Below are 26,916 nucleotides of genomic sequence, written 5' to 3'. Positions count from 1 at the left end.
TCAAAGGAAATACTTTACACTGTACAGCAACTCCCGATAGGAGGGAACACTTTGACGAGAAACAAAGTAGAAATTTGCGGTGTTGATACAGCTAAACTTCCAGTATTAAAAAATGAAGAGATGCGTAAATTATTTCGTGAAATGCAAAGTGGAGAGATAAGCGCAAGAGAAAAATTAGTGAATGGAAACTTACGTCTTGTACTGAGCGTCATCCAAAGATTTAATAACAGAGGAGAATATGTTGACGATTTATTTCAAGTTGGTTGCATCGGACTTATGAAATCAATTGATAATTTTGATTTAGGCCAAAATGTAAAATTTTCAACGTATGCTGTGCCGATGATTATTGGGGAAATACGCAGATATTTGCGTGATAATAATCCGATTCGCGTATCGCGCTCATTGCGAGATATTGCGTATAAAGCTTTGCAAGTAAGAGAAAAATTGATTGCAGAAAATTCAAAAGAACCAACAGCAATGGATATTGCAAAAGTGCTAGAAGTAACTCATGAAGAGATAGTATTTGCTTTAGATGCGATTCAAGATCCAGTTTCATTATTTGAACCGATTTATAATGATGGGGGAGATCCTATCTTTGTTATGGATCAGTTAAGTGATGAAAAACAAAAGGACGAGCAGTGGGTTGAAGAATTAGCATTGAAAGAAGGAATGAAGCGTTTAAATGATAGAGAGAAAATGATTATTAGAAAACGTTTCTTCCAAGGAAAGACACAGATGGAAGTTGCAGAAGAAATTGGGATTTCCCAAGCGCAAGTATCACGTTTAGAGAAGTCAGCCATTAAACAAATGAATAAAACGATTCAAGGATAAGGTCTCACCAATTATGGTGAGACCTTTTTATATGTAATATGGTTTGTGCTCATAGTAGGGGATTAGTGTTCATATAATGAAACTAGCATGGTGTTTCGTATAGGTGGCTTCCTGTAAATATGAGAAACAGTTTCCAATTTGTCATATAAGGGAGAGGATAAAAATGGTGATACGAATTTCAGAGTTACAGATGAAGGATGTTATAAATATTTCAGATGGAAAAAGGATTGGGAATATTGGAGATATTGAAATTGATATGAACACAGGGAAAATTTGTTCTGTTATTATTTCCAAACAGACACGTATGCTAGGTATTTTTGGAAAAGATGTTGAGATTGTAATTCCTTGGAAGGAAATTGTGAAAATTGGGGAAGATGTCATACTTGTAAGAGTAAATCCTGTTAATTCTGTAACAGAATCAATACAAACACCGACAATTTCATAAAGAATATTACAAATTCCTCTTTTTTTTCTGTTAGGATTATGAAAAAATAAAAGTATGGTAAAATAGACAGGAAGTACCATGCTTTTTTCTGTTATTTTAATTAAAAGGAGCCGCTTTATTATGAGAGAACCATTTAAATATGTGGACGGTATACTGTATTTACAAGCGTGGAAAGAACTTGGAAACATTACTGCTGGATTTACGACAAAAGATGGTGGGATAAGTACGGGCTCCTTTCATGCGATGAATTTAGGATTACATGTGAATGATATCGTGGAGAACGTTCATGAAAACAGACGCATTTTAGCAAATAAGTTACAAAAACCATTAGAAAACTGGATTTGCTCTGAACAAGTTCATGCTCATCATGTTGAAAAAGTAGGGCAACAGGAAAAGGGAAGTGGTGTCTATTCATATGAGGACGGCATTTCAAAAACAGATGGCATTTATACGAGTAATGAAGATGTTCTGTTAACGTCTTGTTACGCGGATTGTGTTCCGCTCTATTTTTATGCACCATCACATGGTATGATAGGACTTGCGCATGCTGGATGGAAAGGCACTGTACAAGAGATTGCAAAGGAAATGATTCAAAAGTGGAATGCAGAAGGTATTTCAAGTGATGAAATTCATGTTGCAATTGGGCCGTCGATCGGATCTTGTTGTTATGTTGTGGATGATCGTGTATTAACAGCAGCACAGGAAGTAGTTAGCGGTGCTGTTCCTCATCAAAAAATTTCTGACGGGCAGTACGCAATTAATTTAAAAGAAATTAATCGTATATTATGTGTACAAGCAGGCATAAAAGAAGAGCATATTGTAATGTCATCTCTTTGTACAAGCTGTGAAGAGCAACTATTTTTCTCTCATCGTCGTGATCAAGGTAAGACAGGAAGAATGTTGAGTTTCATAGGTTTTAAGGAGGAAGGAAGCAAGTGACAGTACAAGAAAATTTAGTAATTGTAAATGAAGCTATTAAAGAATCTTGCGCTCGAGCTGGACGTTCGTTGCAAGATATTAAACTTGTTGCAGTTACAAAAACTGTAGGGATTGAAAAAACAAACGAAGTAATTGAAGCTGGAATTATCGATTTAGGTGAAAATAGAAATGAAGGTTTCTTACAGAAATACGAGCATTTCGGTTCAAAAGTTAATTGGCACTTTATTGGCTCATTACAAACGAGAAAAGTAAAAGAAATCATTAATGAAATTGATTATTTACATTCGTTAGATCGTCTTTCGCTGGCGAAAGAAATTCAGAAACGTGCTGATAAGAAAGTGAAATGCTTTATTCAAGTGAAAACCTCATCTGAAGAATCGAAGCAAGGATTGGCAATAGAAGAGGTTGTTTCTTTTATTCAAAGTTTGCAAGAATTCGATAAAATTGAAGTGGTTGGACTAATGACGATGGCTCCATTTACAGAAGAAGAGGAAGAAATCAGACGCTGTTTTAAGGAATTACGTATGCTGCAAACAGAGGTGCAGGAGCTAGAGTTATTACATGCGCCATGTAAAGAATTATCAATGGGAATGTCCAACGATTACACAATTGCAATTGAAGAAGGGGCTACATATATTCGTTTGGGAACGATTTTAGTAGGAAAAGCGTAAAAGGAAGGAGAATCTTATTATGAGTTGGTCAAAAGTAAAATACTTCTTTTTTGATACACCGGAAGAAAAAGAAGCAGCTCAATATGGTTATGAAAAGGAGCAAACAGACATGAAAAAGCAGCAAGATCCACCAGAACAACAAGACGTTACGTTTCCGAAAGCGCAACCGAAGCAAAATGTTGTGAGTATTGAAACAGCAAAACAATCTTCAAAAGTTGTTTTATTAGAACCACGCACATATTCGGAAGCACAAGGGATTGCGGACCACTTAAAAGGTAGACGAGCTGTTGTAATTAATTTGCAGAGAATGTCTACTGATCAAGCGGTACGTATCGTTGACTTTTTAAGTGGTACTGTATACGCTATAGGCGGGGACATTCAAAAAATAGGGCCGAAAACATTTATGTGTACACCTGAAAATGTAGATATTGTTGGTGCGATTTCAGAATTATTCGGTGAAGAAGAAGAAACAAATATAAAGAGGTGGTAATACGCCATGACAACAGTTTTTATAGTGTTAAGTTATGCTATCGAGATTTACTCGTGGGCACTTATTATTTACATTCTCCTATCATGGTTTCCTGGTGCAAAGGAATCATCTTTTGGAGAGTTCCTGGCACGTATTTGTGAACCGTATTTAGAACCATTCCGCCGCTTTATTCCGCCGCTTGGAATGATTGATATTTCTCCAATCGTTGCGATCTTTGCGTTGAAACTTGCTAAAACTGGTTTGTTCAGTTTATTAAGCTATTTCTTATAGTAAGAAGGTAAATACATGAGCATCTACGAACATTTTAGGCCTGATGAGGAGGTCTTTGTGGATAAAGTGCTAGAGTGGAAGCGAGCGGCGGAGTACCATCAAGTGAAGTTAACGGATTTTCTTGATCCTAGGCAACAACAAATTGTTTCTATGGTAATAGGACAAGGTGATGTTGCTGTACAATTTGGTGGTGCAACGCCTAATGCAGAGCGTAAAAGAGCACTTATTTATCCAGACTATCTAGAATTAAATGAAGAAGAATTTCAAGTAGAAGTATTAGAAATTGACTATCCTTCCAAGTTTTATACGCTAGAACATAGGCAAATATTAGGTACATTTATGTCTCTTGGTTTAACAAGAGAAAAATGTGGTGATATTTTGCTGCAAGAAAATCGTGCCCAAATTGTAGTTGCGAAAGAAATTGTATCGTATATTGAGATGAACTTACAATCAATAGGGAAAGTAAAAGTCTCTTTAGCGTCAGTGCAAGGAGAACAAATTCTACAGATAGATGAAACGTGGGGAGAGAAATCTGGAACGGTTTCTTCACTTCGTTTAGATGTTATGTTAGCTGAAATGTTACATTTATCTAGACAGAAAGTACAACCTTTCATAAAAAATGGTTTAGTAAAAGTCAATTGGAAAACAGTGGAGCAAACTTCTTATGAATGCTATCCAGGAGATGTTTTTTCTGTTAGAGGATATGGCCGAAGTAAATTATTTTCTGTAGAAGGTAGAACAAAACGCGACAAATGGAGAATTTTGTATGGTATACTAAAATGATTGGTTTTTTAGAAGGAAATCCTCCTATTTTGTCGAAGAAAAGATATAATTGAAAGAGGAAATTTAGATAACTACTTGGAGGTGGCGTTGTGCCGTTAACACCATTAGATATTCATAACAAAGAATTTGGTCGCGGATTCCGTGGCTATGATGAAGATCAAGTAAATGAGTTTCTTGATCAAATTATCAAAGATTATGAATTGGTCATTCGTGAGAAAAAAGCTTTAGAAGAAAAAGTTGCGCAGTTAGAAGGGAAGTTAGATCATTTCTCTAATATTGAAGATACGTTAAACAAATCTATCGTCGTTGCACAAGAAGCAGCGGAAGAAGTAAAACGTAATGCGCAAAAAGAAGCGAAATTAATTGTGCGTGAAGCTGAAAAGAATGCTGATCGTATTATTAACGAAGCATTAGTAAAATCAAGAAAAGTTGCTTTTGATATTGAAGAGCTAAAGAAACAAGCGAAAGTATTCCGAACTCGTTTCCGTATGTTATTAGAAACACAGCTTGAGATGTTAAACAACGATGATTGGGATAAACTAATTGAATTAGAAGACGAAGTAGATGAACTGTTGAAAAAAGAAGAAACAGTGTAAGCTTGACGTTTTTCTCATTATTACATATAATTTTAAACAACATATTTATTAAGAAAAACGAAGATAGGGATAAGTACCTTTTCAAACCTTATATAGCGAACTGAGGATGGTGTAAGCTCAGGATAAGGAGATATGGGAATATCACCCTGGAGTTCCGCGCTGAACAAATAGAGTAAGCGTAGGCGTGTATTCGCGTTAAGAATATAAAGAGGATTCTATACATATGTATATGATCTACTAGGGTGGTACCGCGGGAGACTTTCTCGTCCCTTTTTGGGATGAGAAGGTCTCTTTTTTATTCCGTTTTTTAAGTGTTTCTTTTATACATGTAAGGAGGAATTGAGCATGGAGTACAAAAATACATTACTGATGCCAAAAACAGAGTTCCCAATGCGTGGGAATTTACCAAAACGTGAGCCTGCAATGCAAGAAAAATGGGCTGAAATGAATATTTACGAAAAAGTACAAGAACATACAAAAGGACGTCCTTTATTTGTATTGCATGATGGACCTCCATATGCGAATGGTGACATTCATATGGGACATGCATTAAATAAAGTATTAAAAGACTTTATTGTTCGTTATAAATCAATGACTGGTTTTAGTGCGCCATATGTTCCAGGATGGGATACGCACGGTTTACCAATTGAACAAGCTTTAACAAATAAAGGTGTAAAACGTAAAGAAATGACAGTTGCTGAGTTCCGTAAGTTATGTGCAGAGTATGCATATGAACAAGTAGAACGTCAACGTGAACAATTTAAGCGTCTAGGTGTACGTGCAGATTGGGATAATCCATATATTACTTTAGAGCCAGCTTATGAAGCACAACAAATCAAAGTGTTTGGTGACATGGCGAAAAAAGGTTATATCTATAAAGGTCAAAAACCAGTTTACTGGTCTCCAACGAGTGAATCTGCTTTAGCGGAAGCTGAAATTGAATATCAAGATAAAAAATCAGCATCTATTTACGTAGCATTCCCTGTAAAAGATGGAAAGAACGTATTAGAAGGTGATGAAAAGTACATCATTTGGACAACGACACCTTGGACATTACCTGCAAACTTAGGTATTTCTGTTCACCCAGAGCTTGAATATAGCATTGTAAAAGTAAACGATGAGAAATATATCATTGCTTCTGAGCTGTTTGAGACAGTTGCAAAAACGTTAGAGTGGGAAAATGCTGAAGTTGTGAAAACAGTAAAAGGTAGCGAACTTGAGTACACAGTTGCAAAACATCCATTCTACGATCGTGATTCATTAGTTATGCTAGGAGACCACGTAACAACAGATGCAGGTACAGGTTGTGTTCATACAGCACCAGGACACGGGGAAGATGACTTCGTTGTTGGTAAAAAGTATGGATTAGAAGTACTTTGCCCAGTCGATGATAAAGGTGTATTAACAAATGAGGCACCTGGATTTGAAGGCTTATTCTATGATAAAGCTAATAAACCAATTACAGAAAAATTAGAAGAAGTAGGCGCGTTACTGAAACTAACATTCATTACACATTCATACCCACATGATTGGAGAACGAAAAAACCAATTATTTTCCGTGCGACAGCACAGTGGTTTGCATCTATTGAAGCATTCCGTAAAGAATTAATAGAAGCTGTAGCAGAAACAAAATGGGTACCAGCATGGGGAGAAACTCGTCTTCATAATATGGTTCGTGACCGTGGTGACTGGTGTATTTCTCGTCAGCGTGCATGGGGTGTGCCAATTCCGGTATTCTATGCTGAGAATGGTGATCCAATTATTACGGATGAAACAATTAACCATGTAGCAGATTTATTCCGTGAACACGGTTCTAACGTATGGTTCGAGCGTGAAGCGAAAGATCTATTACCAGAAGGATTTACACATCCAGGTAGCCCAAATGGCGAATTCCGTAAAGAAACAGACATCATGGATGTATGGTTCGATTCAGGTTCTTCTCACCAAGCGGTATTAGAAGAGCGCGAAGATTTACAGCGTCCAGCTGATTTATATTTAGAAGGATCTGACCAGTATCGTGGTTGGTTTAACTCTTCATTATCAACAGCAGTTGCTGTAACAGGTAAAGCTCCATATAAAGGCGTACTAAGTCACGGTTTCGTACTAGATGGTGAAGGACGTAAGATGAGTAAGTCGATTGGAAACATCGTCGTACCGAAGAAAATTATGGATCAATTAGGCGGAGACATTTTACGCTTATGGGTATCTTCTGTTGACTATCAATCTGACGTACGTATTTCAGATGATATTTTAAAACAAGTAGCAGAAGTGTATCGTAAAATCCGTAACACATTCCGTTTCTTATTAGGAAACTTAGACGACTTTAAGCCAAGTGAAAATGCAGTAGCTGTAGCTGAACTTCGTGAAGTAGATCGTTACATGTTAGTGAAATTAAATGACTTAATTACAAAAGTTAAAGAAGCATATGAGACATACGACTTCGCTGCTGTGTATCATGCAATTCATAACTTCTGTACAATTGATTTAAGTTCATTCTATTTAGACTTTGCAAAAGACATTTTATATATTGAAGGTGCAAACCACGAAGATCGTCGTGCGATTCAAACTGTATTATATGATGTTCTTGTTGCGTTAACGAAACTTGTAACACCAATCTTACCGCATACAGCTGATGAAGTATGGCCATACATTCCAGGCGTAACAGAAGAAAGTGTACAATTAACTGATATGCCAGAAGCTGTACAATTAGATGACGCGGAAGCGTTAAAAACAAAATGGGATGCATTTATGACATTACGTGATGACGTGTTAAAAGCACTAGAAGTAGCTCGTAATGAAAAAGTAATCGGTAAGTCATTAAATGCAAGCATTACGCTATATCCAACTGCAGAAATGAAAGCTATGTTAGAGTCTATTAGCGAAGACTTAAAGCAATTATTCATCGTTTCTGAGTATAAACTTGGTGGTATGATGGATGAAGCGCCAGCAGATGCACCGAAGTATGAACATACAGCGGTTGTTGTTGCTCAAGCAACTGGTGAAACATGTGAACGTTGTTGGGTAGTTTCAGAAACAATTGGTAAAGATGCTGAACATGAAACATTATGTGAGCGTTGTGCAACAGTTGTTAAAGAAAACTATGTAAAATAATAAAAAAAGCTGACTGCTATTGATGCAGTCAGCTTTTTTTGTTGATGGCATATCAAAATCACTTTCAGACTCTTTCCTGTGAAGGAAAAATGTGTGTGAGGTAAGCAAATAAATTTCGGACACACTAACTGTACATTACAGCTAGGAGGAATGTACACGTGAATGAAATTTACATGGAAATAAAAGAAGAATTGCAATTGATGAGAAAAGAGTTGCAAGAGAGACTAGCTAAAGAAGTAATGCACAAATATGATGTCGAGTTCAGCCAAGAGCTTGGATATGAAATTAAGGAAGAGATAAAGAAAAAATTGCTATTACATGATATAAAAGAGGATTTAAAGGATGTAGAACGCGCATTATTTAAAATGGAAATAGACATGTATGGTATTTGTGAAGAGACGGGGAGATTAATTTCGACAAAGCAAATGAAGACAATGCCGACTGCCCGTACGATTCATGAATTCTTTTATGAAAAGGTAAATGTATGAATACGCACAACGATATTATATTACCTTTTTTTAATTTATTTTATTCTTCTATAAAGGTTCATTGTGAAAAGGTAGCAGCTATGCTAAAATTTTGAGGTACACTGTCTTTGTGGGGGAAATGAAAATGATATATTATGTAATAGCGTTATTCGTCATTGCTATCGATCAAATATCGAAGTGGTTAATTGTAAAGAACATGGAATTGGGTACGAGTATTCCGATTATCGACAATGTATTATACATAACATCACATCGAAATAGAGGCGCTGCTTGGGGTATTTTAGAAAATAAAATGTGGTTCTTCTACATTATTACAGTTGTTTTTGTAGTGTTTATTGTATTTTATATGAAAAAGTATGCGAAAACAGACAAGCTTCTAGGTATTTCGTTAGGCCTAATTTTGGGCGGGGCAATTGGTAACTTTATTGATCGTGTATTTAGACAAGAAGTAGTGGATTTCATTCACGTGTATATTTTCTCGTACAACTATCCAGTATTCAATATAGCTGATTCAGCATTATGTATTGGTGTTGTATTAATTATTATTCAAACATTATTAGAAGGCAAGAAAGCGAAGGAGTAATTGAATGAGTGAAGTAGTACAAGTAACAGTTGCAGCAGAGCAAAAAAACGAGCGAATTGATAAATTCGTTGCAGGGATAAATAACGAATGGTCACGTACGCAAGTGCAGCAATGGATTAAAGATAACGTTGTGACAGTAAACGGGAAAGCGGTAAAAGGGAATTATAAAGTAAAAGAAGAAGATGAAATTACAGTAACAATTCCTGAACCAGAAGAGTTAGATATTCAACCAGAGGATTTAAATTTAGAAATTTATTATGAAGATGCAGATGTGCTTGTTGTAAATAAGCCACGTGGTATGGTTGTACATCCAGCACCAGGACATACAAGTGGTACACTTGTAAATGGCCTTATGCATCATTGTACAGACTTATCAGGCATTAACGGTGTAATGCGTCCAGGTATCGTGCATCGTATTGATAAAGATACATCTGGACTATTAATGGTTGCTAAAAATGATATGGCACATGAATCGCTTGTGAATCAGCTTGTAGCAAAAACAGTAACGAGACGTTACAAAGCGATTGTACACGGTGTGATTCCGCATGATAAGGGAACGATTGATGCTCCGATTGCTCGTGATAAGAAAGAGCGTCAAAGTATGACAGTTGATGAAAATGGTAAGAACGCTGTTACGCACTTCCAAGTGTTAGAACGCTTTAAAGACTTTACACTTGTAGAATGTCGCTTAGAAACGGGACGTACGCACCAAATTCGTGTTCATATGAAATATATTGGCTATCCACTTGCAGGAGATCCGAAGTATGGTCCGAAGAAAACGTTAGATATGAATGGACAAGCACTTCATGCGGGTATTTTAGGCTTTGATCATCCTCGTACGGGTGAATATATTCAGTTTGAGGCACCGATTCCAGAAGTGTTTGAAGACGCATTAAATATTTTACGAAAATAGTATTGACAAATCATAAGAAAACTGAGATACTGACAACAGTTAAATAATGATCCTTTAACACAGCCCCGTGAGGTTGAGAAGGTAACGGTTTGAAATACTTAGGGTATGTTGTACCCTTTTTTCAAAAGTCCTCTCGCACACGCTGAGAGGACTTTTTTTATACCATTACTCTCACGCAAGAAAAAAGCTTGGAGGTGTAGAGCATGCAAGAGAAAGCTGTCGTTTTAGATGACCAAATGATTCGCCGCGCTTTAACACGAATTAGTCATGAAATCGTGGAACGAAATAAAGGTGTCGATAATTGTGTTCTTGTCGGAATTAAAACTCGTGGAATTTTTATTGCACAACGTTTGGCAGAACGAATTGGTCAAATTGAAGGAAAAGAAATGGAAGTTGGAGAGTTAGACATTACGTTATATCGTGATGATTTAACACTACAATCGAAAAATAAAGAACCACTTGTAAAAGGTTCTGATATCCCTGTAGATATTACGAAGAAAAAAGTTATCCTTGTGGATGACGTATTATATACAGGAAGAACAGTTCGAGCAGCAATGGATGCTCTTATGGATTTAGGTAGACCATCTCAAATCCAATTGGCGGTTCTTGTTGATAGAGGTCATCGCGAATTACCAATTCGCGCTGATTATGTAGGGAAGAATATTCCAACATCAAGTGAAGAGCGTATCGAAGTTGATTTGCAAGAGACAGATCAACAAGATCGAGTAAGCATATACGATAAGTAAAGCCCTTTTAAATGTAGTCCTGTGAGGCTGCCAAAGGGTCTTGGCTTTCATATGTCAAATTTGGCATACGAAAGTGTAGGACTCTTTGTGCACAGGCACAAAGAGTTTTTTTATTGCAAAGATTTAAACTGAAGGAGGATGTAACAATGGAACAAAAGCCAGTGTTAGACGTTAATGAAGTACCGAAACCGGGAAAATGGTTATTTTTAAGTATACAACATTTGTTCGCGATGTTTGGATCAACAGTGCTTGTTCCGTTTTTAACAGGATTGAATCCATCAGTAGCATTAATATCAAGTGGATTAGGAACGTTAGCATTCCTTCTTATAACGAAAGGTCAAGTACCTGCTTATCTAGGATCATCATTCGCCTTTATCGCACCGATTATAACAGCGAAAACGGCAGGTGGACCGGGAGCGGCAATGCTTGGTGGTTTGCTAGCAGGACTTGTGTACATCTTAATCTCACTCGGAATTAAGAAATCAGGATCAGAGTGGATTATGAAATTACTACCACCAATCGTAGTTGGTCCAGTAGTAATGGTAATCGGTCTAGCTTTAGCACATACAGCAGTTAACATGGCGATGAACGGTGCGGATGGCAAATATAGCTTTACACACTTTTCAGTAGCGTTAGTAACATTAGCAATTACAATTATATGCTCGATATTTGGAAGAGGATTTTTCAGTATCATACCAGTGTTACTTGGCATTATCGGCGGATATATCTTCGCTTACTTCCAAGGGCTAGTAGACTTAAAGCCGGTAGCTGAGGCAAAATGGTTTGTTGTACCAGATTTCACAGTACCATTTGTAACATATACACCAGAGTTTTCATGGAAGATTGTACTCTTGATGGTACCAGTTGCACTAGTAACAATATCAGAACATATCGGACATCAAATTGTTCTTGGAAATGTTATTAAAAGAGATTTAATTGAAAAACCAGGTTTACACCGTTCAATCTTCGGTGACGGAGTAGCAACATTAATCGCGTCACTAATCGGTGGGCCACCGAATACAACGTATGGTGAAAACATCGGTGTGCTAGCAATTACGAGAGCATACAGTGTATACTTATTCATCGGTTCAGCAGTATTCGCAATCATGTTCGGATTTATCGGTAAGATTTCTGCACTGATTCATTCGATCCCAACACCAGTTATGGGTGGTGTATCAATCTTACTATTCGGTGTAATCGCATCAAGCGGATTACGCATGATGGTAGATGATAAAACAGATTTAAGTGACAAACGAAACTTAATGATTGCATCAGTAATATTAGTAATCGGTATTGGTGGAGCGGTACTTCACGTAGGAGAATCATTCCAAGTAGAAGGAATGGCACTAGCAGCAATTGTAGGTGTACTGTTAAATCTACTACTACCGGAAACGAAACAAATAAAACAATCTAAGCAGATTGCTTCATAATAATAACCTTTTAATTCAGTCCTGTGAGACCGGAAAGGGTGGCTTCTTTCTTGCACCCTAGTCTCACACGATTAGGGTATTTTTATGCAAAGGTTGTTATAAAAATTCAAAAGTGGTAACATAAAAATCAGAAAGATGAGGGATGACGATGAGCCATTTGTTAACGATGAGTGAATTATCGGAAGTAGAAATTTCAGAAATCCTAAAAGATGCAGAAGATTTTGCGAATGGAAAAGAGAGCAAAACGACAGAGCAAACTTTTGTTGCGAACTTGTTCTTTGAGAATAGTACGAGAACGAGATTTAGCTTTGAAGTTGCTGAGAAGAGATTAGGACTTGATGTTTTAAACTTTTCAGCTGATGCATCTAGCGTACAAAAAGGAGAAACTCTATACGATACGATAAGAACACTAGAATCAATCGGAACAAAAGCAGTGGTCATCCGCCACGAGCAAGATCGCTACTTCGATGAACTAAAAGATCAGGTGAATATTCCAATCTTAAATGCTGGAGATGGATGCGGAAACCACCCAACACAGTGCCTACTGGACCTTCTTACAATTAAACAAGAGTTTGGAAGATTTGAAGGTTTGAAGATTGCAATAGTAGGAGATGTTCGTCATAGCCGAGTAGCACGTTCTAATGCAGAAGCATTAACGAAGCTTGGTGCAACAATTTACTTTGCAAGTCCAGAAGAGTGGAAAGATGAAGACAACACATTTGGAACATACAAACCATTAGATGAACTTGTTCCAGAAGTTGATGTAATGATGTTACTCCGTGTACAACATGAGCGTCATGATCATTATGAAACAGACATTATGAAAGAATATCATGAGAAACACGGATTAACAGTAGAAAGAGAAAAGCGTATGAAAGAAGGAAGCATTATTATGCATCCAGCTCCTGTAAACCGTGATGTTGAAATTGCAAGTGAACTTGTTGAGTGTGAGCGTTCACGTATATTTAAACAAATGGAAAATGGAGTTTACGTAAGAATGGCTGTACTAAAACGCGCCTTACCAAATGTATTAGGAGGAATGAAACATGAATTATTTGTTTAAAAATGGTCGTTATATGAATGAAGAAGGAAAAATCGTAGCAACGGATCTTCTCGTACAAGACGGTAAAATCGCTAAGGTAGCAGAAAATATTACGGCAGATAATGCTGAAGTAATCGATGTGAACGGAAAGTTAATCGCACCTGGATTAGTAGATGTACACGTACATCTTCGTGAACCAGGTGGTGAACATAAAGAAACAATTGAAACAGGTACACTAGCAGCGGCAAAAGGTGGATTCACTACAATTTGCGCAATGCCAAATACACGCCCGGTACCAGATTGCAGAGAACATATGGAAGACTTGCAAAAACGTATTGAAGAAAAAGCTCATGTTAACGTACTACCATACGGAGCAATTACAGTACGTCAAGCTGGTTCTGAAATGACAGATTTCGAAACATTAAAAGAACTTGGAGCATTTGCTTTCACAGATGACGGCGTAGGCGTACAAGATGCGAGCATGATGTTAGCGGCTATGAAACGTGCAGCAAAATTAGATATGGCAGTAGTTGCGCACTGTGAAGAGAATACGCTTATTAATAAAGGTTGTGTACATGAAGGGAAGTTTTCTGAGAAACACGGATTAAACGGTATCCCATCAGTATGTGAATCTGTACATATTGCAAGGGATATACTGCTTGCTGAAGCAGCAGATTGCCACTATCACGTATGTCATGTAAGTACGAAAGGTTCTGTACGTGTAATCCGTGATGCGAAACGCGCTGGAATTAAAGTAACAGCAGAAGTAACACCGCATCACCTAGTGTTATGTGAAGATGATATCCCATCAGCTGATCCTAACTTTAAAATGAACCCACCGCTTCGTGGAAAAGAAGACCATGCAGCATTAATTGAAGGTTTATTAGATGGAACGATCGATATGATCGCAACTGACCATGCACCGCATACAGCGGAAGAGAAAGCACAAGGAATTGAAAGAGCACCGTTTGGAATTACTGGTTTTGAAACAGCATTCCCGCTTCTATACACAAACCTTGTGAAAAAGGGAGTTATTACGCTAGAACAGTTAATTCAATTCTTAACAGAAAAGCCAGCTGATACATTCGGCTTAGAAGCAGGTCGCCTAAAAGAAGGTAGAGCAGCTGATATTACAATCATTGATTTAGAACAAGAAGAAGAGATTGACCCAACAACATTCTTATCAAAAGGAAAAAATACACCATTCGCAGGTTGGAAATGCCAAGGATGGCCGGTAATGACAATCGTTGGTGGTAAGATCGCATGGCAAAAGGAGAGTGCATTAGTATGAAAAGACAACTTATCTTAGAAGATGGAACAGTATTAATTGGAACAGGTTTCGGAGGCGAAATCGAAAAGTCAGGTGAGGTTGTATTTACAACAGGAATGACTGGATATCAAGAAACATTATCTGATCCATCATATTGCGGTCAAATCGTAACATTCACGTACCCATTGATCGGAAACTACGGCATTAACCGTGACGATTTTGAATCCATTCACCCATCTGTAAATGGTTTAATCGTAAACGAAATTTGTGATCACCCATCAAACTTCCGTAATGAAATTTCGTTAAATGATTACTTGAAAGAAAGAAATATCCCAGGATTAGCAGGGATTGATACGAGAAAATTAACGAGAAAAATTCGTCAATACGGTACATTACGTGGACGCCTTTGTAACATGGATGCAGATGTAGAGTACATTGTAAGCCAATTAAAAGCGACAGTATTTACAGATCATGTAAAACGCGTATCAACGAAAGATCCATACCCAAGCCCAGGTCGTGGTCACCGAGTTGTACTAGTAGACTTCGGTATGAAACATGGTATTTTACGAGAATTAAATAAGCGTGACTGTGATGTAATTGTAGTTCCTTACAACACAACAGCGGAAGAAATTTTACGCCTTAGCCCAGATGGAATTATGTTAAGTAATGGACCTGGAGATCCGAAAGATGTACCAGAAGCAATTGAAATGTTAAAAGACATTATCGGTAAAGTTCCTTTATTCGGAATTTGCCTAGGACATCAATTGTTCGCTCTAGCATCAGGTGCAAATACAAGTAAGTTGAAATTTGGTCACCGTGGTTTAAACCATCCAGTAAAAAATCTTGCAACTGGAAAAGTAGCAATTACATCTCAAAACCACGGATACGCAGTAGAAGAAGAATCAGTTGAAAATACAGATCTTGAAATTACACATGTTGCTTTAAACGATGGAACGGTAGAAGGTCTTCGTCATAAGAAGTTCCCGGCATTTACAGTACAATACCATCCAGAAGCTTCAGCGGGACCAGAAGATGCAAATGATTTATTCGAAGATTTCTTAACAATGATTGAAAACTTCAAGAAAGAAGGGGAAGAGTTATGCCAAAACGCCTAGACATTAACACAATTTTAGTAATCGGATCAGGACCAATTGTAATTGGGCAAGCAGCGGAGTTTGACTACTCTGGTACACAAGCTTGTCAATCTCTTAAAGAGGAAGGTTACAAAGTAATCCTTGTTAACTCTAACCCAGCAACAATTATGACGGATACTGCAACAGCAGATAAAGTATACATCGAGCCATTAACATTAGAATTCGTAAGCCGTATTATTCGTAAAGAACGTCCTGATGCAATCCTACCAACATTAGGTGGTCAAACAGGTTTAAACATGGCTGTTGAACTTGCAAAATCAGGCGTACTTGACGAGTGCGGAGTTGAAATTTTAGGAACAAAATTATCAGCAATCGAGCAAGCGGAAGATCGTGATTTATTCCGTACATTAATGCAAGATTTAAATGAACCAACACCACCAAGTGAAATTATTCATAACCTTGATGAAGCATATGGATTTGTAAACGAAATTGGTTACCCAGTAATCGTTCGACCAGCGTTCACATTAGGAGGAACGGGCGGTGGAATTTGTCATAACGAAGAAGAGCTAATTGAAATCGTAACAAGTGGTTTAAAACATAGCCCAGTAACACAATGTTTATTAGAGAAAAGTATTGCTGGCTGTAAAGAAATTGAATACGAAGTAATGCGTGATTCAAATGATAACGCGATTGTAGTGTGTAACATGGAAAATATCGATCCAGTTGGTGTTCATACAGGTGATTCAATCGTTGTAGCACCGAGCCAAACGCTAAGCGACCGTGAATACCAAATGTTACGTAACACGTCATTACGAATTATTCGTGCACTAGGAATTGAAGGTGGATGTAACGTTCAGCTTGCACTAGATCCATATAGCTTCCAATACTATGTAATCGAAGTAAATCCACGTGTAAGTCGTTCATCTGCACTAGCATCTAAAGCAACTGGATATCCAATTGCGAAATTAGCAGCAAAAATTGCAGTCGGCTTAACGTTAGATGAAATCGTAAACCCAGTAACACAAAAAACTTACGCTTGCTTCGAGCCAGCGTTAGACTATGTTGTTTCAAAAATTCCACGTTGGCCGTTTGATAAGTTTGAATCAGCGAACAGAACGCTTGGAACACAAATGAAAGCAACTGGTGAAGTTATGTCAATCGGACGTAACTTAGAAGAATCATTACTAAAAGCAGTTCGTTCTTTAGAGCTTGGCATTTATCACTTAGAATTAGACCACTTAAAAGAACTTGATAAAGAAACGATGAAAAAACGTATCATTAAAGCGGATGATGAACGACTGTTTATTGTAGCAGAAGCAATTCGCCAAGGTGTAACAAAAGAAGAAATCAATGAATGGTGTGAAATGGACTTCTTCTTCTTACAAAAAGTTGAAAACATCGTAAATATGGAACGTGAAGTAAAAGCGAATGTAGGAAATATGGAAGTACTACAAACTGCAAAAGAAATGGGCTTCAGCGATCACTACATTGCAGCAGCTTGGAACAAAACGGAGCGCGAAATTTACGATATGCGTAAAGAAAATAATATGATGCCAGTATTCAAAATGGTAGATACTTGTGCGGCAGAGTTTGAATCTGCAACGCCATATTACTACAGCACATATGCGGACGAAAATGAATCGATTGTAACAGATCGTAAGAGTGTAGTAGTTCTAGGATCTGGTCCGATCCGTATTGGTCAAGGTGTTGAGTTTGATTACGCAACAGTTCACTCAGTATGGGCAATTAAAGAAGCTGGATATGAAGCAATTATCATTAACAACAACCCAGAAACAGTTTCAACAGACTTCAGTATTTCTGACAAATTATACTTTGAACCATTAACGATTGAAGATGTAATGCATATTATCGATTTAGAAAAACCAGAAGGTGTTATCGTTCAGTTCGGTGGACAAACGGCAATTAACTTAGCAGCGAAACTAGAAGAACACGGTGTGAAAATTTTAGGAACATCACTTGAAGACTTAGACCGTGCAGAAGATCGTGATAAATTCGAAGCTGCTTTAACAAAACTTGGCATCCCGCAACCAGTTGGTAAAACAGCAACGACTGTAGAACAAGCGGTAGCAATCGCAGAAGAAATTGGTTACCCAGTATTAGTAAGACCATCTTACGTACTAGGTGGACGTGCGATGGAAATCGTATATCGTCAAGAAGAACTACTGCACTACATGAAAAATGCAGTTAAAGTTCATGCAGATCACCCAGTATTAATCGACCGTTACATGGTTGGTAAAGAAATTGAAGTAGATGCAATTTCCGATGGTGAGAATGTATTCATTCCAGGTATTATGGAACATATTGAACGCGCTGGAGTTCACTCTGGTGACTCAATTGGAGTATATCCACCACAAAGTTTATCTGAAAAACTAAAAGAACAAATCATTGAACATACAATTGCACTTGGAAAAGGATTAAACATTGTTGGATTACTAAATATCCAGTTTGTAGTATTCAAAGATCAAGTGTACGTAATTGAAGTAAATCCACGTGCAAGCCGTACAGTACCGTTCTTAAGTAAAATTACAGGCGTACCGATGGCGAATGTTGCAACGAAAGTTATTTTAGGGCAAGACCTAGTAGAGCAAGGATACGGAACTGGCTATCACCCAGAAGAGAAAGAAGTATATGTAAAAGCTCCGGTATTCTCATTCGCGAAACTACGCTCAGTTGATACAACATTAGGACCTGAAATGAAATCAACAGGGGAAGTAATGGGTAAAGACTTAACGCTTGAAAAAGCATTATATAAAGGGTTAGTTGCTTCTGGAATTAACATCCCAACGCACGGCTCAGTAATCATTACTGTAGCGGATAAAGATAAAGAAGAGGCGATGGAAATTGCAAAACGTTTCCACGAAATCGGCTATAACTTATTAGCAACAGCTGGAACAGCACAATCATTAGAAGAGCAAAATATCCCAGTACAAGTTGTAAACAAAATTGATTCTGAAGACTACAACTTACTAGATATTATCCGTCAAGGAAAAGCACAGTTTGTAATTAACACATTAACAAAAGGTAAACAACCAGCGCGTGATGGTTTCCGCATTCGCCGTGAATCAGTAGAAAATGGTGTGGCTTGCTTAACATCACTTGATACAACAAGAGCAATCTTACGAGTATTAGAATCTATGACATTCTCAGCTCATTCAATGAAAGAAATTACGCAAACAAAGCGTCACGAGGTGGTACATGCATGATGCAAAAGCAAAATATGATCGTCGTTAACCAAAAAGAAATCGCAAAAAATATTTACGAATTAGTGCTTCAAGGAACGTTAGTACAGCAAATGAACGAACCAGGGCAGTTTGTACACATTAAGGTAGCAGAGGGCATTGCGCCCCTTCTGCGCCGCCCAATTAGTATTTGTAATGTAGATCAAGAGAAGAACGAATTTACAATGCTATATCGTGCCGAAGGACAAGGGACAAAAACATTAGCAACTAGAAAACAAGGTGAAATGGTAGATGTACTAGGACCATTAGGACACGGTTTTCCTGTAGAAGAAGCAGAAGCTGGTCAAACAGCTTTACTAGTAGGTGGGGGAATTGGTGTACCACCACTTTATGAATTATCACAGCGCCTCGTTGCAAAAGGTGTACGTGTTATTCACATCTTAGGCTTTCAAACGAAAGATGTAGTTTTCTATGAAGAAAAATTTGCAGAACTTGGTGATACGTACGTTGCGACAGTAGACGGTACACACGGTACAAAAGGATTTGTCACAGATGTAATTGATAATTACGGAATTGACTTTGATATTCTTTATTCATGTGGTCCGCTAGCGATGCTTCGTGCATTAGAAGGACGTTACAAAGAGAAAAAAGCCTATATTTCATTAGAAGAACGTATGGGCTGTGGTATTGGAGCTTGTTTCGCATGTGTATGCCACTTACAAGAAGATCCAAGTGGACATTCTTACAAGAAGGTGTGTAGCGACGGACCAGTATTTCCAATCGGGGAGGTTGTACTATGAACAGATTGCAAGTTGAATTACCAGGATTATCATTAAAAAATCCAATTATACCGGCATCTGGATGCTTTGGGTTTGGTCGTGAATATGCACAGTTTTACGATTTAAGTGTACTAGGATCAATCATGATTAAAGCGACGACAGAACAACCACGTTATGGAAATCCAACGCCTCGTGTTGCTGAAACACCAGGGGGCATGCTAAATGCAATCGGACTTCAAAACCCGGGATTAGACAAAGTAATGAATTCGGAATTACCATGGTTAGAACAATTTGACCTTCCAATTATTGCAAACGTTGCAGGCTCACAAGCTGAGGATTACGTAGCGGTTGCGAAGGAAATTTCTAAAGCGCCTAATGTCCATGCACTAGAATTAAACATTTCTTGTCCGAACGTAAAAACAGGTGGTATCGCCTTTGGTACAAATCCTGAAATTGCTGCTGATTTAACGAAGCGAGTAAAAGAGGTTTCTGAAGTACCTGTATACGTGAAATTGTCACCGAACGTGGCAAACATAGTAGAAATTGCAAAAGCGATTGAAAATGCAGGTGCAGATGGTTTAACGATGATTAATACATTGCTTGGTATGCGTCTAGATTTAAAAACAGCTAAACCAATTTTAGCAAACCGTACAGGCGGATTATCAGGTCCTGCGATTAAGCCAGTAGCAATTCGCATGGTACATGAAGTAAGCCAAGCGGTTAACATTCCAATTATCGGAATGGGTGGTATTGAAACAGCTGAAGATGTAATTGAATTCTTCTATGCTGGCGCAAGCGCAGTTGCAGTAGGTACAGCGAACTTTATCGATCCGTTCGTATGTCCGACAATTATTGAAGAGTTACCAGCATTATTAGATGAATTAGGATTTGATCACATTTCGGAATGTCAAGGAAGGAGCTGGAAGCAAACATGTCACAGTCGTTAATCGTTGCACTAGATTTTCCAGGGAAACAAGAAGTAGAACAATTCTTACACCACTTTGAAGGGGAAGAGTTATTTGTCAAAGTAGGTATGGAGTTATTTTACAAAGAAGGCCCTGCGATTATTACGTACTTAAAAGAAAAGGGACATAAGATCTTCTTAGATTTAAAACTTCATGATATTCCGAATACAGTAAAAAGCGCTATGCGTAGCCTAGCTAGTCTAGATGTTGATATGGTAAATGTTCATGCTGCTGGGGGAAGCAGCATGATGAAAGCTGCGATTGAGGGATTAGAGGAAGGTAAGCAAGAAGGAAAAGAGAGACCGATTTGTATTGCAGTTACACAACTAACAAGCACTTCGGAAGCTATGATGAAAAAAGAGATCGGCATTGAGAAAACGTTAGAAGAAGCGGTTGCTCATTATGCAAAATTAACGAAAGAAAGTGGACTTGATGGCGTTGTTTGTTCAACACTTGAAGTTCCAAAATTACGTGGAGTATGCGGAAATGAATTTGTAACAGTAACACCGGGGATTCGTCTTGCAAGCGATGATGTAAATGACCAAGTGCGCGTAGCAACACCGAAACGTGCGAGGGAACTTGGCTCAAGCTACATCGTAGTTGGACGTAGTATTACAAAAGCAGAAAATCCGCTTGAAGCGTATAAAACAGTAAAACAACAGTGGGAAGGTGTAACAGTATGAAAAAAGAAATCGCATCGCATTTATTAGAAATTGGAGCAGTATTTTTACAACCGAATGATCCATTCACTTGGTCTTCAGGTATGAAATCACCAATTTATTGTGATAACCGTTTAACTTTATCTTATCCAAAAGTACGTCAAGCGATTGCAGCTGGATTAGAAGAGTTAATTAAAGAGCACTTCCCAACTGTAGAAATTATTGCAGGAACAGCAACTGCTGGTATTGCGCACGCTGCATGGGTAAGTGATCGTATGGATTTACCAATGTGCTACGTACGTAGTAAAGCAAAAGGTCACGGTAAAGGGAACCAAATCGAAGGAAAAGCTGAAAAAGGTCAAAAAGTCGTAGTAGTAGAAGACTTAATTTCAACTGGCGGTAGTGCAATTACATGTGTAGAAGCACTTCGCGAAGCTGGATGTGAAGTATTAGGAATCGTATCAATCTTCACATATGAGTTAGAAGCAGGAAAAGAAAAACTAGAAGCAGCTAACGTAGCATCATATTCTTTAAGTGATTACAGTGCATTAACTGAAGTTGCAGCAGAAAAAGGTATGATTGGACAAGCTGAAACGAAAAAATTACAAGAGTGGCGTAAAAATCCAGCTAACGAAGCTTGGATCACAGCGTAACACGAAAAAAGACGACCGCGGGGGAACGCGGTCGTTTTTTTATATCATTGTTATAATTTCATGTAACGAACAGATAGTAGGAATATCGTACTTGAGTTGTGAGTTATCCCGATTCAACCATATCCCTTGCATCCCAGCTGCTGTACTACTAATCGCATCAGTCTCTAATCGATCGCCAATATAATAGCAGTCTTTCATTTCAAGATTCGATTGTAATACACTACTGTGAAAAATTTCAGGATCTGGTTTCGATATCCCAAGTTCACTAGAAGTAAATATATATTTGAAAAAAATCTATAATACCATTTCTTTCAGCAGCCTCATAATCAAGTAAAGTTCCATCAATATCAAAGAAAATCATATTGCTGTCTCCTTGCTAACAACTATTTAGCGTTTTCAGCAACCTCATATCCTTTCACAAACAATAGCGTCATATAAGAAACGATAAACGAGAAGATGCTATACATGCCGACCCAAAAGAAAAATTTTGGAGTAAAGGCGATAACACCTATTATTAAAAAACTAGCAAACGTTACAATCGGCATTACGTAATACGTTTTCGTCTTGCGCGTTCCAATAACAGAAACGATAAAGATAAGTAACGGACAAATTAATAAGACGAAAATCAATTCATTCATAGTTATGTCCCCTTTTCTAATTGCAGTAATCTGTTTCTCGTAAACGTTTTGAAAAAATTACTCTCCTAATATAATTTCGCTAAGGGATAACGAATCCCTGTTGAAAACCAGTAATTCATGATGAATTTTACAAGAAAAAACGTAAGCAAGAGAACACTTGCTTACGTTATAAAATAAACATCGCAAAGATAGTGGTGACAATTAAACCGATAACAACCGGTAAAAAGTTTCGGCGTGCCAGTTCAAATGGATCTACCTTGCAAATTGCAGCAGCAGGAATAAGCGCCCAAGGAATTAACGTCCCGCCCCCGGTCCATATAGCCGCAATTTGTCCGAGTGCTGTTAATGTAGCTGTTCCATGACCTAAAGCTGTTCCGAAAAGGTTTGCAATGGAACCAGCAAGCGATATACCGGAAAAACCAGATCCATCTAAGCCTGTTATGACACCAACGATAGTTAATGTTCCCGCTGATACGTATTGGTTTAAAGGGACCGTTTGAGATAAGGCAATCCCTAAGTCGTTAATGATTCCATGTGAACCTTTCGGTAAATAGTCTCCGATAATTTTCACAAAGCCGCTATCTCCTAAATAAAAGAGTGCAGCAATTGGAATAACTGGACCAAAGATTTTAAATCCAAATTGGAGCCCTTCTATAAAATAATCTGTTGTTTTATTTAGTCCATTACCTTTGTAGGCGATGAGTGAAATGATGATAATCATAATAACAGTCGTTCCGCCGATAAGTGCAGTTGCGTCGCTTCCTTGTAGTTTAAATTGAATCATGCAAAGGATATCAATGATATATACGATAGGAATACATATAGCGAGCCATTTTTTTATGCGAGGAGATAATGAAGTGAGCGTTTTAGAAGAATCAGTTGATGGGATAGATTCTTGTATAGATAAGCCTGTATGAAACTCTTTTCGTAAGAAGAAAAATGCGACGGAAGTTGTCACAATGCCCATAACGATAACGAGTGGAACACTTGCAGATACGACGCTGGCAACAGGGAGACCAGCCGCGTCTGCAGTTAATTTCGGTGCACCTTGAATAACGAAGTCGCCAGATAAGGCGATGCCGTGTCCAAATAAGTTCATAGCAATTGCAACCCCAATTGGAGGAAGGCCGACACGTACAGCAACCGGTAATAAAATAGCTCCCATTAAGGCGACAGCGGGGGAAGGCCAAAAGAAGAAAGAAATTGTCATCATCAAAAGGCCAATAATCCAGTAGGCGAGGGTAGGGGTACGGATCATCTTTGTAAATGGTGAAATCATCGTATCATTTATACCGGTATGAACGAGTAGGTTACTCATCGATACAATAATAGAAATGATTAATATAGTTGGTAATAGCTCAGTAATGGCGTAAATAAAACTTTGAAAAATGCCGCTAACGGCAAGAGGGATAGAACTTGTAGCAGTTAATGCTAATAAAAAGATAAAAACGATACAAATAATTGTAGTATCTTTCCGGAGAATAAAAAAGGTAATAATAGTGAGTAAACAAATAACATAGAGAGCGTGTAATAGCGTTAATTCAACTCCCATAACATTCACATCCTTAGGCAATCGTGTAGTTTATTGTATGAAAGTAGGGAAAGTATGTGAGTATAAGAAACAGAAAAAAAGGTAAAATTTCATGTACTGCAATGGTAAGGATAAAAAATGGATGTTACAATACAATTAATCCTAAAAATGGAATTAGAGGAGGGCTTATGCACAAAAAAATTGGATTTTTGGGATTTATCATATCTTGTAGTCTATTAATCATTTTAAAGCTATTTACAAACAATGAATGGATAAGTATTATACCTGTTTTCGGGTTTGTATTTATACTTTTATATAACTGGGATGGTATGAAACAATACAGTAAAAAGTATCGGAATTATGATAAGTATCATCGTTGTTTGCTCATTGTTCGCAGGGGTTATTTTAATAGAGGGTCAGAAACAAATGGAGAAAATGTCTATTTTTCAAGAATGGATGTCTTCTGCAAACGTTCTTTATCTTGTAATTATAGTTGTTATTTTTCTAAGAATTGTTATAAGTATAGCAAGTTACATATTAAAGGAGAAGTAGAATGGGGGAGTACGAATGAGAGAAAAAATAGGATATTATGGTGTGCTAGTTTGTTTACTATTATCAATTATTTCAGGACAATTTCTTAACAGTGAATGGGTACCAGTTATATTATGTATAGGAGTATTGATTTTTGCTCCTATGTATCGCTGGAATGAATGGAAAGCATATAGTCGAAAAAAGAAAATGGTTTTCAGCATCGAATTTGTCATTATAATCAGCACAATTCCGTTTTTGTTATGGAAAGGAAATGAGATAATAGATGGAATTGTAATGTTTCAAGGGTGGTTGTTTATTGCGAAAATGCTATATTTAATATGCATTTTAATGTTGGTAGTGGTAGTCGCTAAAATAGTAAACGAAAAGCTATTCGTTAATGAATAAAAGAAAATGCCACCTTATTCGGTGGCATTTCCTCATTTTACTGCATGAGCTTTTTGCATCTTTTTAATTAAACGAATTTGTCCACGATGATTGATTTCATCTTCAAAAACGTGAAACCACTTAAAATAGTTATTTGCTGGTTTGTCATACCAAAAGTCTGTCGTTTTAAATAACCATTCATCAGGTAACGATTGAAAAGTCTCGATTGTTTTGGAACGTACTTCTTGTAATGTATTTATGTAAAATTCTATAGCGTTTCCTTTTATTTTTTCACGCCCAAGATCGCCTAATTCAATGCCAGGTAACCAGCGTTCTAATTCAGCCTCCGTTGGTTCACGGTCTTCAAAAGTATGAATTTGGTAGTGAAATTCAATAGCAGCCATATGATACAATAACATGCCAATTGAATTTGCTTCCTTATCATATAAATAATCAAGTTCTTCAATTGTTAAACTTTCCACTGCTTGCATTGTTGTATAGCGAGCGTAATTCATCATGGAAACAAGCTTTGAAAATTCTACATGTAAACCCTCCAATTTATCAATTACAAAATTCAATTAAAATTCCCCCTCTTTAAATGAATACTCCAGAGAAGGAATTCTATGTGCAAAAAAAGTTTTGTTTAAACCTTCATAATATTAACAAGGGATTATAATTAGTTCTCTATTTGATTTTGTAATAACGTCATAACCATCTTTGGTGATGACAATATCATCTTCGATTCTACAACCGCCCCAGTTCGGTATGTAAATGCCCGGCTCAACTGTAACAACCATACCTTCTTGTAAAGTTGCCTTGCTTTCTTGGGATAAGCGAAGTGGTTCATGTATTTCTAACCCAAGACCGTGCCCGGTAGAGTGGCCAAAGTATTGACCGTATCCATGTTCTGTAATGTAATTCCTCGTTATATCATCGATACTTTTCGCAGTTTCTCCAGGCTTAATTGCTTCAGTCCCACGCTTTAACGCTTCTCGTACAACATTGTATATTTTTTGGAATTCTTCCGATGGTTCCCCGATTGCTACGGTACGTGTTATATCGGAACAATATCCGTCGTAAAGTGCACCGAAGTCTAATGTAACGATATCGCCTCGTTCGATTATTTTATTTGATGCAACTCCATGGGGAAGTGAAGAACGAACGCCTGAGGCTACAATGATTTGGAATGAAGAAGATGTGGCCCCTTTTTTTCGCATGAAAAATTCTAACTCATCTCGAACGTCAGTCTCGCTTATTCCAGGCTTTAGAAATGTAACAATATGGTGAAATGCTTCGTCAGCGATCGTAGCTGCGATTTTTATTGTTTCTATTTCAGATGTGTCTTTAATAAGTCGAATATCTTCAATAATCTCACACACTGGAACCATTTCTGTATGTATATATTTTTGTAGTTTCTTAAATTGTTGCAAAGTCATATTATTGTCTTCTATACCAAGTTTTTGAATTTTTAATTTTGATACTTGATTTGCAACTTCTTCTTCTAAATTTCCTTTATGCATAATAATTTCTGCTGCTTTTATTTCCGTTTTTGCTTGATCTACGTAACGGAAATCAGTAATGAAAATAGCTTTATGCGCAGCGATTAAGACAACGCCTGCGCTACCTGTAAAGTTTGTTGCGTATTGACGGTTTTCTTTTTTTGTAATAAGTAACCCGTCGATTCCGTAATTATGTAGTTGTTTTTGGATGTTAGTTATTCTTACATTCATTTTAATTCCTCCTTTTTACATTAATAAAGCAAGAATTGTGCCAGTATATTTATTTAGAATAAAAGAGAAGAGGGTAGCTGTGTGTCAAAAAACTAGACGAATGTAAAATAAATATATATAAAATTTTTACAGTAAGTTTTTATG

General features: G+C 37.4%; 27 protein-coding genes, 2 pseudogenes and 1 other annotated feature. Of the genes and pseudogenes, 24 read left to right on the top strand and 5 right to left on the bottom strand.

From position 1 onward, the window contains the following. Positions 1 to 51 precede the first annotated feature (51 nt). From sigG to pyrE, 22 genes are all read left to right on the top strand, one after another. Positions 52 to 831: an RNA polymerase sporulation sigma factor SigG gene (gene sigG / locus ACTFSL_RS12080; RefSeq protein WP_000197755.1), complete on the top strand. Its 780-nt coding sequence runs from the start codon at positions 52 to 54 to the stop codon at positions 829 to 831. A gap of 163 nt (positions 832 to 994) precedes the next feature. Next, the gene (locus tag ACTFSL_RS12075) at positions 995 to 1,276 is read left to right on the top strand and encodes a YlmC/YmxH family sporulation protein (protein ID WP_000236745.1); all 282 of its coding nucleotides are present in this window, start codon (positions 995 to 997) and stop codon (positions 1,274 to 1,276) included. Positions 1,277 to 1,396: 120 nt separating this feature from the next. Further along, the gene (gene pgeF / locus ACTFSL_RS12070) at positions 1,397 to 2,215 is read left to right on the top strand and encodes a peptidoglycan editing factor PgeF (RefSeq protein ID WP_001209008.1); all 819 of its coding nucleotides are present in this window, start codon (positions 1,397 to 1,399) and stop codon (positions 2,213 to 2,215) included. Next, positions 2,212 to 2,886: a YggS family pyridoxal phosphate-dependent enzyme gene (locus ACTFSL_RS12065; protein WP_000218005.1), complete on the top strand. Its 675-nt coding sequence runs from the start codon at positions 2,212 to 2,214 to the stop codon at positions 2,884 to 2,886. Before pgeF ends, ACTFSL_RS12065 begins: the two co-directional genes overlap by 4 nt. A 19-nt stretch (positions 2,887 to 2,905) precedes the next feature. Then, positions 2,906 to 3,376, top strand: a complete 471-nt coding sequence (locus ACTFSL_RS12060) for a cell division protein SepF (RefSeq protein WP_000119129.1) — start codon at positions 2,906 to 2,908, stop codon at positions 3,374 to 3,376. Positions 3,377 to 3,382: 6 nt separating this feature from the next. Then, a complete protein-coding gene (locus ACTFSL_RS12055) occupies positions 3,383 to 3,646 on the top strand; it encodes a YggT family protein (RefSeq protein WP_000214233.1) in 264 nt (87 codons plus the stop codon). Positions 3,647 to 3,661: 15 nt separating this feature from the next. Next, positions 3,662 to 4,429, top strand: a complete 768-nt coding sequence (locus ACTFSL_RS12050) for an RNA-binding protein (protein WP_002164454.1) — start codon at positions 3,662 to 3,664, stop codon at positions 4,427 to 4,429. 89 nt (positions 4,430 to 4,518) lie between these two features. Then, positions 4,519 to 5,025, top strand: coding sequence for a septum site-determining protein DivIVA (gene divIVA, locus ACTFSL_RS12045; RefSeq protein ID WP_001131611.1), 507 nt, complete (start codon positions 4,519 to 4,521; stop codon positions 5,023 to 5,025). A 51-nt stretch (positions 5,026 to 5,076) separates the two neighbouring features. Beyond that, positions 5,077 to 5,299 (top strand) — a binding site (T-box leader). Positions 5,300 to 5,370: 71 nt separating this feature from the next. Next, positions 5,371 to 8,136, top strand: a complete 2,766-nt coding sequence (gene ileS2 / locus ACTFSL_RS12040) for an isoleucine--tRNA ligase (protein WP_000455951.1) — start codon at positions 5,371 to 5,373, stop codon at positions 8,134 to 8,136. 158 nt (positions 8,137 to 8,294) lie between these two features. Continuing rightward, positions 8,295 to 8,624, top strand: a complete 330-nt coding sequence (locus ACTFSL_RS12035) for a molecular chaperone DnaK (RefSeq protein ID WP_001002956.1) — start codon at positions 8,295 to 8,297, stop codon at positions 8,622 to 8,624. A gap of 124 nt (positions 8,625 to 8,748) precedes the next feature. Then, positions 8,749 to 9,207, top strand: a complete 459-nt coding sequence (lspA, locus tag ACTFSL_RS12030) for a lipoprotein signal peptidase LspA (protein WP_000642180.1) — start codon at positions 8,749 to 8,751, stop codon at positions 9,205 to 9,207. 4 nt (positions 9,208 to 9,211) lie between these two features. Further along, positions 9,212 to 10,120, top strand: a complete 909-nt coding sequence (locus ACTFSL_RS12025) for an RluA family pseudouridine synthase (protein WP_000005831.1) — start codon at positions 9,212 to 9,214, stop codon at positions 10,118 to 10,120. Between the two features lie 203 nt (positions 10,121 to 10,323). After that, complete coding sequence (gene pyrR / locus ACTFSL_RS12020; protein WP_001156491.1) at positions 10,324 to 10,866, top strand: bifunctional pyrimidine operon transcriptional regulator/uracil phosphoribosyltransferase; 543 nt, start codon at positions 10,324 to 10,326, stop codon at positions 10,864 to 10,866. A gap of 146 nt (positions 10,867 to 11,012) precedes the next feature. Then, complete coding sequence (gene uraA / locus ACTFSL_RS12015; protein ID WP_000435928.1) at positions 11,013 to 12,296, top strand: uracil permease; 1,284 nt, start codon at positions 11,013 to 11,015, stop codon at positions 12,294 to 12,296. 148 nt (positions 12,297 to 12,444) lie between these two features. Further along, positions 12,445 to 13,359: an aspartate carbamoyltransferase gene (pyrB, locus tag ACTFSL_RS12010; protein ID WP_000018849.1), complete on the top strand. Its 915-nt coding sequence runs from the start codon at positions 12,445 to 12,447 to the stop codon at positions 13,357 to 13,359. Continuing rightward, positions 13,343 to 14,629 carry a dihydroorotase gene (gene pyrC, locus ACTFSL_RS12005; RefSeq protein WP_001108367.1) on the top strand — a complete coding sequence of 429 codons (1,287 nt, stop codon included), beginning with the start codon at positions 13,343 to 13,345 and terminating at the stop codon, positions 14,627 to 14,629. The genes pyrB and pyrC overlap by 17 nt, the downstream gene beginning before the upstream one ends. After that, on the top strand, positions 14,626 to 15,723 hold the full coding sequence (locus ACTFSL_RS12000) for a carbamoyl phosphate synthase small subunit (protein ID WP_000828680.1): 1,098 nt from the start codon (positions 14,626 to 14,628) through the stop codon (positions 15,721 to 15,723). Before pyrC ends, ACTFSL_RS12000 begins: the two co-directional genes overlap by 4 nt. After that, positions 15,708 to 18,926 carry a carbamoyl-phosphate synthase large subunit gene (gene carB, locus ACTFSL_RS11995; RefSeq protein ID WP_001126101.1) on the top strand — a complete coding sequence of 1,073 codons (3,219 nt, stop codon included), beginning with the start codon at positions 15,708 to 15,710 and terminating at the stop codon, positions 18,924 to 18,926. The genes ACTFSL_RS12000 and carB overlap by 16 nt, the downstream gene beginning before the upstream one ends. Further along, the gene (pyrK, locus tag ACTFSL_RS11990; RefSeq protein ID WP_000983359.1) at positions 18,923 to 19,702 is read left to right on the top strand and encodes a dihydroorotate oxidase B electron transfer subunit; all 780 of its coding nucleotides are present in this window, start codon (positions 18,923 to 18,925) and stop codon (positions 19,700 to 19,702) included. Before carB ends, pyrK begins: the two co-directional genes overlap by 4 nt. Further along, positions 19,699 to 20,628, top strand: coding sequence for a dihydroorotate oxidase B catalytic subunit (gene pyrD / locus ACTFSL_RS11985; protein ID WP_001081049.1), 930 nt, complete (start codon positions 19,699 to 19,701; stop codon positions 20,626 to 20,628). The genes pyrK and pyrD overlap by 4 nt, the downstream gene beginning before the upstream one ends. Continuing rightward, positions 20,613 to 21,329 (top strand): orotidine-5'-phosphate decarboxylase, encoded by a 717-nt coding sequence (gene pyrF, locus ACTFSL_RS11980; RefSeq protein WP_440041795.1) that lies wholly within the window; start codon positions 20,613 to 20,615, stop codon positions 21,327 to 21,329. Before pyrD ends, pyrF begins: the two co-directional genes overlap by 16 nt. Then, on the top strand, positions 21,326 to 21,958 hold the full coding sequence (gene pyrE / locus ACTFSL_RS11975) for an orotate phosphoribosyltransferase (RefSeq protein WP_000711440.1): 633 nt from the start codon (positions 21,326 to 21,328) through the stop codon (positions 21,956 to 21,958). Before pyrF ends, pyrE begins: the two co-directional genes overlap by 4 nt. Before the next feature lie 39 nt (positions 21,959 to 21,997). Here the strand turns inward: pyrE and ACTFSL_RS11970 are convergent. The 3 genes and pseudogenes from ACTFSL_RS11970 to ACTFSL_RS11960 form a co-directional block, all read right to left on the bottom strand. Continuing rightward, positions 21,998 to 22,249: pseudogene (locus ACTFSL_RS11970) on the bottom strand (HAD family hydrolase); the annotation flags it as partial. 92 nt (positions 22,250 to 22,341) lie between these two features. Continuing rightward, the gene (locus ACTFSL_RS11965) at positions 22,342 to 22,596 is read right to left on the bottom strand and encodes a YbeF family protein (RefSeq protein WP_025689243.1); all 255 of its coding nucleotides are present in this window, start codon (positions 22,594 to 22,596) and stop codon (positions 22,342 to 22,344) included. 166 nt (positions 22,597 to 22,762) lie between these two features. Next, complete coding sequence (locus ACTFSL_RS11960) at positions 22,763 to 24,148, bottom strand: hypothetical protein (RefSeq protein ID WP_440041794.1); 1,386 nt, start codon at positions 24,146 to 24,148, stop codon at positions 22,763 to 22,765. 167 nt (positions 24,149 to 24,315) lie between these two features. On the opposite strand from ACTFSL_RS11960, the pseudogene ACTFSL_RS11955 reads away from it, so the two are divergent. Beyond that, positions 24,316 to 24,679, top strand: a pseudogene (locus tag ACTFSL_RS11955) (YoqO family protein). Between the two features lie 15 nt (positions 24,680 to 24,694). Continuing rightward, complete coding sequence (locus ACTFSL_RS11950) at positions 24,695 to 25,063, top strand: YoqO family protein (RefSeq protein ID WP_001208249.1); 369 nt, start codon at positions 24,695 to 24,697, stop codon at positions 25,061 to 25,063. A gap of 32 nt (positions 25,064 to 25,095) precedes the next feature. On the opposite strand, the gene ACTFSL_RS11945 is transcribed toward ACTFSL_RS11950, so the two are convergent. Together ACTFSL_RS11945 and ACTFSL_RS11940 are read right to left on the bottom strand one after the other, a co-directional pair. After that, positions 25,096 to 25,620, bottom strand: coding sequence for a DinB family protein (locus ACTFSL_RS11945; protein ID WP_440041792.1), 525 nt, complete (start codon positions 25,618 to 25,620; stop codon positions 25,096 to 25,098). Between the two features lie 81 nt (positions 25,621 to 25,701). Then, positions 25,702 to 26,772 (bottom strand): M24 family metallopeptidase, encoded by a 1,071-nt coding sequence (locus ACTFSL_RS11940; protein WP_440041791.1) that lies wholly within the window; start codon positions 26,770 to 26,772, stop codon positions 25,702 to 25,704. Positions 26,773 to 26,916 lie beyond the last annotated feature (144 nt).

This window comes from Bacillus cereus group sp. MYBK108-1 (genome assembly GCF_051917185.1).
Taxonomy (GTDB): Bacteria; Bacillota; Bacilli; order Bacillales; family Bacillaceae_G; genus Bacillus_A; species Bacillus_A cereus.
This window is presented reverse-complemented; position numbering and strand designations above follow the sequence as displayed.